The 8,871-nt window shown below is 37.7% G+C and carries 10 protein-coding genes; 4 read left to right on the top strand and 6 right to left on the bottom strand.

Features of this window, described 5'->3' with window-relative positions; all coding sequences use genetic code 11:
• The 3 genes from RLO81_RS05360 to RLO81_RS05370 all read left to right on the top strand — a co-directional run.
• The coding region (locus tag RLO81_RS05360; protein WP_502880433.1) for a glutamyl-tRNA reductase at positions 1-810 on the top strand (810 nt) is incomplete at its 5' end.
• Positions 811-899: 89 nt separating this feature from the next.
• Entirely contained in the window at positions 900-1,667 is a 768-nt protein-coding gene (locus tag RLO81_RS05365) for a S1/P1 nuclease (protein ID WP_350108306.1), read from the top strand.
• Entirely contained in the window at positions 1,664-2,344 is a 681-nt protein-coding gene (locus tag RLO81_RS05370; protein ID WP_350108309.1) for a DUF2461 domain-containing protein, read from the top strand. The genes RLO81_RS05365 and RLO81_RS05370 overlap by 4 nt, the downstream gene beginning before the upstream one ends.
• A gap of 179 nt (positions 2,345-2,523) precedes the next feature.
• Here RLO81_RS05370 and RLO81_RS05375 read toward each other — a convergent pair whose 3' ends face one another.
• A complete protein-coding gene (locus RLO81_RS05375) occupies positions 2,524-3,297 on the bottom strand; it encodes an exodeoxyribonuclease III (RefSeq protein ID WP_350108312.1) in 774 nt (257 codons plus the stop codon).
• A gap of 69 nt (positions 3,298-3,366) precedes the next feature.
• On the opposite strand from RLO81_RS05375, the gene RLO81_RS05380 reads away from it, so the two are divergent.
• Positions 3,367-3,741 (top strand): group III truncated hemoglobin, encoded by a 375-nt coding sequence (locus RLO81_RS05380; protein ID WP_350108315.1) that lies wholly within the window; start codon positions 3,367-3,369, stop codon positions 3,739-3,741.
• A gap of 125 nt (positions 3,742-3,866) precedes the next feature.
• On the opposite strand, the gene floA is transcribed toward RLO81_RS05380, so the two are convergent.
• The 5 genes from floA to RLO81_RS05405 all read right to left on the bottom strand — a co-directional run.
• Complete coding sequence (gene floA / locus RLO81_RS05385; RefSeq protein WP_205723352.1) at positions 3,867-4,862, bottom strand: flotillin-like protein FloA; 996 nt, start codon at positions 4,860-4,862, stop codon at positions 3,867-3,869.
• Positions 4,863-4,869: 7 nt separating this feature from the next.
• Positions 4,870-5,340 carry an NfeD family protein gene (locus tag RLO81_RS05390; protein ID WP_350108319.1) on the bottom strand — a complete coding sequence of 157 codons (471 nt, stop codon included), beginning with the start codon at positions 5,338-5,340 and terminating at the stop codon, positions 4,870-4,872.
• Between the two features lie 26 nt (positions 5,341-5,366).
• On the bottom strand, positions 5,367-7,469 hold the full coding sequence (locus RLO81_RS05395; protein ID WP_350108322.1) for a WG repeat-containing protein: 2,103 nt from the start codon (positions 7,467-7,469) through the stop codon (positions 5,367-5,369).
• A 290-nt stretch (positions 7,470-7,759) separates the two neighbouring features.
• Complete coding sequence (locus tag RLO81_RS05400) at positions 7,760-7,873, bottom strand: MetS family NSS transporter small subunit (protein ID WP_350108325.1); 114 nt, start codon at positions 7,871-7,873, stop codon at positions 7,760-7,762.
• A partial coding sequence (locus RLO81_RS05405) for a sodium-dependent transporter (RefSeq protein WP_350108328.1) occupies positions 7,870-8,871 on the bottom strand: 1,002 nt, incomplete at its 5' end. The genes RLO81_RS05400 and RLO81_RS05405, both read right to left, overlap by 4 nt.

Genomic DNA, 8,871 nt, shown 5'->3' on the forward strand with positions numbered 1-8,871 from the left:
GTTGTGCAAGAAACTGCCTTCCGTGATGGAGCGGCTTCAGTTTCTTATGCAGCCAAGGAATTAATTGAAGATCTTACTTCCGAATTTAAAGAACCCAAAATACTCATATTAGGTTTGGGGGAAATTGGTGAAGATGTTTGCAGAAATTATGTTGGCACAAACAAGAGTGTAACCATTGCAAACCGTACGAAAGAAAAGGCATTGGCCTTAGGTACTGAATGTAATTTTCCTGTAATTGATTTTCAGCTAGCTCTACAAACACTCGCACAATTTGATGTGATTGTATCTTCAGTAGCTCATTCTGAGCCAATAATTACTAGGGAAATGATTGTCTCCATGAACATTCTTTCTCATAAATTTTTCATAGATCTTTCAGTGCCAAGAAGTATCGAAACTTCTATTGAAGATAATGCAGGGGCATTATTATACAACATAGATAATATTCAAAGTAAAGCCTCAGAAGCCTTAAATAAACGAATTGCATCTGTTCCTGATGTGAAAAGAATCATAACTGAAACCCAGGAAGAGTTTGAAGAGTGGTCGAAAGAAATGGCCGTTTCACCAACCATCAAAAAACTAAAGAGTGCATTGGAAGCAATACGCCAGGAAGAGCTGAAACGCTATTTAAAGGATGGAAACAGTGCAGAAGCTAAAGTGATTGATGCAGTTACCAAAAGTATGATGCAAAAAATTATCAAATTGCCTGTTCTGCAGTTAAAGGCAGCATGCAAACGAGGTGAAGCAGAAACGCTCATTGATGTGCTAAACGATCTCTTTGACCTCGACAAGGCTGATCAAAAGGTTCAATAATTCTCTTAGCTTATTAATATTTCTTTAATAGATTACTTTCTAATCTATCATGCATATTGTATAGATTTGACAGCAAATAGAATTTAGACATGAGAATCTTCGCACTTTTACTGGTAAGCTCGATGCTATCTTTTCCTTCATTTGGCTGGGGGCTAACAGGTCACAGAGCCATTGGGCTGATTGCTCAGCAGCACCTCACTAAAAAGACTAAGCGTAAACTTAGAGAAATACTAAAACATGAATCTTTAGCCGTTGCTAGTGTTTGGATGGATGAGGTAAAATCAGACTCAGCATACAACCATATGACCGATTGGCATTGGGTAACAATCGGTGATGGTAAAACCTATGCCGAAATGGAAAAGAATCCTAATGGTGATGTGATACAAACCCTTAATCGAGTAATTGACGAGCTAGAAAGTGGGACTTTATCCATTGAAGAACAAAAAATCAACATTAAAATACTCGTTCACCTGATAGGCGATATACACATGCCGTTGCATGTGGGTAAAGGAGATGATATTGGAGGCAATGCCGTTAAAGTCAGGTTCTTTGGTGACGACACTAACCTACATACTGTATGGGATTCTAAGATCATTGATAGCAAGAAATTCAGTTATTCAGAATTAGCCGCTGCTATCGATCATTTTGATACTGAATCTTTAGTTGAACAATGGCAAAATGATGATGTTATGGTTTGGGTAGAAGAGTCTATAAGTTACAGAAAATTGGTGTATGACTTACCCAACGACAAGTATATTGGCTATTACTACATTTATGATGCCTGGCCAGTTATTCAAGACAGGCTACATAAAGCAGGAGTACGCTTAGCGGGGGTACTGAACAAGATATACGAATGAGCCTGACAAAAGAAACATTTAACTTTCTTAAAGACCTCTCAAAAAACAATAACCGAGAATGGTTCAATGCGAATAAAGAGAGGTACTTGATTGCCCATGAAAATGCCATTTCTTTTGCCGATGAATTGATCGAGCAAATGAAAAAGCATGATGATATAGAAACACCCAATGGTAAGAAGTCACTATTTCGAATTTACAGAGATGTTCGCTTCTCAAAAGATAAATCCCCTTATAAAAACCATTTTAGTGGATCGTTAAAAAGAGCTGGAAAGCTATTACGAGGTGGGTATTACTTTCATATTGAGCCGGGAAATTCCATGATCGCTTCTGGTTTCTTCCAGCCAGAAAAGGATGACCTGTTAAGAATAAGACAGGAAATTACCGCTGATGCCACGCCTTTAAGAGAGCTACTAAATAATACCACTTTCAAAAATACATTTGGTGTCTTACAGGGCGAACAGCTTAAAACGGCTCCCAAAGGATTTGATAAAGAACACCCAGATATAGATCTGATTAATTACAAAAACTACTATGTGGTAAGCAAGTTTTCAGACGCAGATGCCCAACAGCCAGATTTCGCTAAAAAAGTATCAGAACGCTTTCAAGTGTTACGCCCTTATCTAAACTATTTTAGTGAGGTATTAACTACAGATGAGAATGGCCTTCCTTTGGACTGAGTAGAAACAATAAGTGCCTTAACTTCTCAAGGCACTTATTTGGTATACAGGTTGAAAATAATTTAACCTGTAATTTGTGTGTTAATTCCCGATTTTGCAAATAAATTTTCCATCTATTTTTGTACACATAAGCAATGGGCGAGTTCATTTAATTAGAAGGAAATGAAAATACCATTTCTTTATTTTAAGTCAGCTGTTATACTAACCGGGCAATGATCTGATCCATAATATTCATTGTGAATTTCAGCCTTGTTCACTTTTTCCATAAGTGATTGATTTACAAGGAAATAATCAATTCGCCAACCTACATTTCTTTCCCTTGATTTAAACATTTGATTCCAGTAAGAGTATTTTACCTCATCGGGATTCAGGGCGCGGAAAGAATCTACAAACCCTGCGTTGAGATGTCGCTCTAATCCATCTATTTCAGCCTGAGTATACCCAGCAGATTTATTGTAGTTTGATTTGGGCCTGGCTATGTCCATTTCGGTATGTGCCACGTTTAAATCGCCACATACAACAACAGGTTTGTTCTTTTCCAGTTTTTTTAAGTAATCTAAAAATGCAGCATCCCATTCTTGTCGGTAATCTAACCGTTTAAGGCCTGACCCTGAGTTAGGTGTATAGACATTTACCAGCTGAAACTCTTCAAATTCAGCCATGACTATTCTACCTTCCTGATCATGCTCCTCAACCCCCATGTCGTGTTCTACATTTATGGGTTCCGTTTTACTTAATATTGCCGTACCAGAATACCCTTTTCTAGCCTTAGAGTAATTTATATAAGAGTGATAGTCATCCATAACGCTGAGTGCTGTTTTCGCATCTTCCAGCTGTGCCTTATTTTCTTGAAGGCAAAACACATCCGGTGCCATATCAGCTACATTTTTTTGAAATTCTTTTTTCATTATGGCTCTTACACCATTAACATTCCAGGATACAAGCTTCATCATTCTAATTTTGTTTGCCCGCAAATTGAGCCAATAAGGATGAATTGTCAACCAAATCAATAACTTTAAATCATGAAGGACATTGAGAACAGGGAAGATATTGAAAAGCTTATGACTCAGTTTTATTCTAAGGTTTTACACGATAAGACAATAGGATTTATCTTCACTGATATCGTTAAAATAGATTTAGAAGAACATTTGCCAACTATATCTGATTTTTGGGAAACGCTAATTCTTAAGAATCAGACCTATAAAAAAGATGTAATGGCCATCCACCTTGATTTAAACACCAAAGTGGCATTAACAAAAGAACATTTCGATCAGTGGCTTCGCTTATTTAATGAAACGGTAGAAGCCAATTATCAAGGCCTAAATGCTGATTTTATTAAAATAAGGGCTCAGTCTATCGCTACTGTGATGCAGGTGAAGCTGGCTAATTCTAAGTGACTTCACCATGACTTTCATTTCGGTAAAGATTTCTTCGTTTCACTACGAAATAACAACAGGTCTAAGATTTGTATTAACATAAAAAGGCTCTGATTTCTCAGAGCCTTTAATGAAGCTAATCTATGTTATTCGCCTTTACCTTTTGATTTAGATGAGCCTTTACTGCCAGGTTTGGCTATCGACTCTCTCATCTCTGTATCAGCTTTTATATTATCCATTTTGTAGTAATCCATTATTCCTAAATTACCTTGTCTGAATGCTTCAGCCATGGCTTTAGGAACTTCCGCCTCAGCTTCAATTACTTTAGCACGAGCCTCTTGTGCTTTTGCTTTCATTTCTTGCTCATGTGCAACGGCCATTGCTCTACGCTCTTCCGCTTTGGCTTCAGCTACTTTTAAGTCTGCACTTGCCTGATCGGTTTGAAGCTCAGCTCCAATATTTTTACCTACATCCACATCGGCAATATCTATTGATAGTATTTCAAAGGCTGTTCCTGCATCTAACCCTCTCTGTAATACCAGCTTAGAAATCTTATCAGGATTTTCAAGCACTTCTTTGTGCGTATTTGCAGAACCTATGGATGTTACAATTCCTTCTCCTACCCTCGCTAAAATAGTGTCTTCACCGGCACCACCTACCAATTGTTGAATGTTTGCCCTAACCGTTACTCTGGCAATAGCAATTAACTGAATACCATCAGCTGCCACTGCAGCCACTTTTGGCGTAGTAATCACCTTAGGATTAACTGAAATTTGCACCGCCTCAAATACATCTCTACCCGCCAAATCAATGGCAGTAGCCTGTTTAAAATCTAGATTTATATTGGCTTTATCTGCAGAGATTAATGCCTTAATAACGGATGGCACATGCCCACCAGCCAGGTAATGCGTTTCCAATTCTTTTGTGCTGACCACCAAACCCGCTTTTGTTGCTGTAATTAATGAGTTTACGATCACGCTTGGTGGTACTTTTCTTATTCGCATGAACATCAGTTCAAATAAACCAACGCTCACATTAGAAAATCTTGCAGTGATCCACAAGCCTACCGGAATGAAATAGAGGAATATAAAAAACCCTATAATTCCGAGAAAAATAATAATGATTAGTCCTAGTCCTTCCATTTAAATTTTAGTTGATTGGTTCTACTGTAATATTGTTTTTATCTATTTTAATAATTTTTAAGCGCTGGCCGCTATCTACATACTCGCCTAAGGTTTTAACTTCATAGACAACATCGTTTATCTCGGCTTTGCCCACTGGCTTTAAAGAGCTGATTGCCATACCTTCTAAACCTACTTCTAACAAGGATGTTAGGTTTTCGTTAACTTTTCCAGAATTAGTGTCTTTTAAAGAGAAACGTTCCCAGGTCCTACTTTTAAAACTGTAATAGAGTGCTATGGCAAAACCGATGGTAGAGCCAACCGTAAACCAGGTGGCTGTGGTAGTTCCAAAATACTCGAAACTTAAGTATATGCCAAAGATAGCACAAGCTACTCCCAGTATACCTACAACGGTTGTACCTGGCACAAAAAGTACCTCGGCAATTAATAATAAAATGCCGGCAACAACAAGTGCAATTACTGTGACCCAGTCTCCCATAACGAGTAGCTAAAGTACTAAATAAATCAGTTGGATAAATTTTCCCATTCAGATTTTTTCATCGCCAAATACTGATCATTCCGATCATCATAGATTATTTCATCATAAATTATCGGTATGATATCTACGCCATGCCCTGTGAGGATACCATATTTGTTAAACAGCTTCACCTTTATCTCGCCATTTGGCAATTCTTCCAACTGTTGATATTTAGCATGGATCATCAGAGACCCATCGGTATTGAGCATACCCAACTTGCCCTCCTTTTTGGCTAAGAATTTGCCATTCGGTAACAGGGACAGTTCGTCATAAACAAAAGCTGATAGTTGATTACCTTGTTTATCAATCAAGCCATAGAAATCATTCTCCTTAACTATGGCCATGCCATTCTCAAAATCAGATGCTTTTTGATAAGTTGGCTGTATCACAATGTTTTCATATTTATCGATAAAACCCCATTTACCTATTAGCTTAACTGCCATAAGATCCTCTTTAAAATCTCCTACATCTTCATACCTATTGGCGATAATCAATCTATTAAGGTTATCGACAAAACCATATCTGTTATTAATTTTAACAGCAAACAACCCATTGGATGAAGCACGTATCTCTTGAAATTTTTGCTGTGGTAATTCCCTGTTAACAATTCTCCCACCAAAATCTATTTTCCATAATCCGCCATAACTTAGGTATTCCAAAAGATGGTCTGCCTTTACTTCAACTCTATTTTCGGTGAAGTAAATGGTTTCATCTTCAAAACTTTTTAGTGTGGTTAGATTTTTTGCTTTTACCAGGTACAGTTTGTCATTAATGATTTGAAGCTGCCCTTTTTGGGGTAATACCAACCAATCACCATGCTTATTTAAAATGCCATACTGGCCGTGAAATTTAACGGTTACTTTCCCATGATCAATATCCCCTACTTCATCGTAAACGCAGTGGATAACTTCTTGGCCTTCACGATTTAAAAACCCCCACTTATTATTCTTTTTAATAGCAAAATAATTACCGTATTGCTTGCCAATTGCCTGGTAGTTTTGGTTAGATTTTTTGACACCGTACTGATCATAGATTGACCAATAGCCATCTTTTAGTGCATAAAAATCAGTGGATACAACTACCAATGAATCAAACATTGGCCTAAGTATTATGGAACTATCTTTGGAAATAACTCCCCATTTCTTCTTGAAGCGGTACCTCACATTATCATTTTCGAGGAGGTCTGCCTTTGAAAACCTTGGTGATGTAATTTGTTCCTGTGCTTTATCAATTATCCATTCCCGGCTATTGGAAAAGACTTTGAACAAGTTTTTATCTATTATTTCCACCTTATCATAATGCCATTTCCCTTCTTTTTCATTTTTAGATAAAAACTCCCAGGAATTAAATTTTCTTATCTGTATTTCATCAGCCCACCTCACCTCTTTGTATTGAGGGTTAGCAATTATTTGCCCACTGCTATTAATTACTCCTCTGAGGTGATTATCATAAATAGTTGCGTACCCATTCCGAAAACGTGAGATACTATCGAGGGTAAATCCTATCACCTCTTTACCTGCATCGGTATAAATAGCATATTTTCCTTCCTGATTCCTGACGGCATATCTAAGGTTACCCAAGGCATTTATTTCTTGGTGTTTGACAGGTAGTATCAATTTACCCCCCAAATCTACAATACCATAGAGGTAACCTTCCCCTGATTTGATGCTCACCACGGCCCTGAGCCCTGACAATGCAATAGATGTATACTTAAAAGGCAGAACAACCTTGCCCCTGCTATTGATCATACCCAGAAAATCCTGATGACTGTATTTTCCTTTTTTGGCGGCCACAAAAAGCTCGCTTCCGGCAGGGTAAAGCTGCGTATACTCATTGCTCACAACTACTTCGTTTTGAGTGGTAATGAGCCCCCACAACGAGCCAGATTTAAAACCTAAGTAATTGCCTTTTACCTCTTGCGCGCCATAGCTCCACCCGAGCTGATCGTACTTTGTTGGAATAACCACAGCACCCGAAGAATCTGCTAAACCTACTTTGCCATTATCATAAATGAAATTATAATTTGAAGATTGTGCGACCGATGATATGGCCAAAAGCAAGAATAGGGGCGCTTTAAAAAAATATCGCATTGGGTATCAAAAATTTCTCAAAATTAATTGATTCAACTTATACTGGGCTCAATTAAACAACTAATCTGAGGCAAACCTCGTATTGGAAGTATGAAATTTATTTTAACATTTATTCTTTGGTGTATTTTATTTGTAATTAGCTGGCCAATTGCTGTACTAGCGCTCTTTGCCCTACCTTTCGTCTGGTTACTTTCTATTCCTTTTAGAATTTTAGGTGGGCTGGTAGAAGCTTTGATAAGTTTAATAAAAGCAATTTTATTATTACCATTCAGATTGCTTGGCACAAAGGCCTAGTCTGGTTTTTTGCCACCTTCCTTTTTCATTGCTAATCTAAGGAAGAAAATAAATCCGCCTAAGACTACTCCTATTATTCCTACCATTGAAATAATTGCTCCAACACTCATGATTTCACAAACTTTTTATACAAATACTTATTAAGAATAACGCCAATGCCAATAACAAGCAACCATTGGGTGACCACCGATGCATTGCTGTATACATCAAAAACATTCCAGTTGCCATTTGCATCAAACCAAGGATACTCGGAATACCCCCTTGACATCCACCAATAGATTAGTACAGCTGCTAAAAATACGTTAAACACCAATGTGATGGACAAATAGGCAATAGGTACGGAAATATCAGAATCGGTATCTATAAAATCTTTCTTAAAATTCTTAATGCCATATCTGAGGGCGGCTATAATAATTAGTAATCCACTGATTATCAGTCCAATGCCCCAGACCCAATCCTGGTTATTAAAAATGTCTAAAGACCATGCAGAAGGAAAACCAAAAACAATGCAGAAAATTCCTGCTTTAATGGCGGCTGATTTTCTCGTCATTCCTATATCCTTCAGATTGCTGATAAATAACTCTAGCATTGGAAGCAATGAGCTAAACGCTGCCATAAAAAAGGCTAGAAAGAAAATAAAAGATAAAATAGCCCCACCGTTAACTGTTGAAAATAGCTTAGGGATAATCGTAAAAGTTAATGCCTGGTTTCCTGATTGAAGAAAACTTATGGCTTCTGATTCGTTGACTGCTAATGCGAAAACTGCTGGTAAAATAGCCATTCCTGCCATTATCGAAGCCGTATTGTTGCCGAAACCACTGATAAACGTATTAAGCACTACATCTTCCCGCTTCCTGGAGTACGATGAAATAGTCATTATTAACCCCCAACCCGCACCAGTTGACCAAGCTGATTGTGAAAGTGCCTCAATCCAGATAGTAGGATTCGAAAAATGATTCCAGTTTATACCAAACATATATTCAAGGCCTTTGGTACCATTTTCCATGTTCAGCGCAATCACCGTAATTATGACCAATAATCCGAAAAGACTAGGAATCAGTACTTTGTTGGCCTTTTCCAGTCCGTTTTGTATTCCTTTAATTAGAAG

Origin of the sequence: Fulvivirga sp. (assembly GCF_040220315.1) — a bacterium.
Lineage (GTDB): Bacteria > Bacteroidota > Bacteroidia > Cytophagales > Cyclobacteriaceae > Fulvivirga.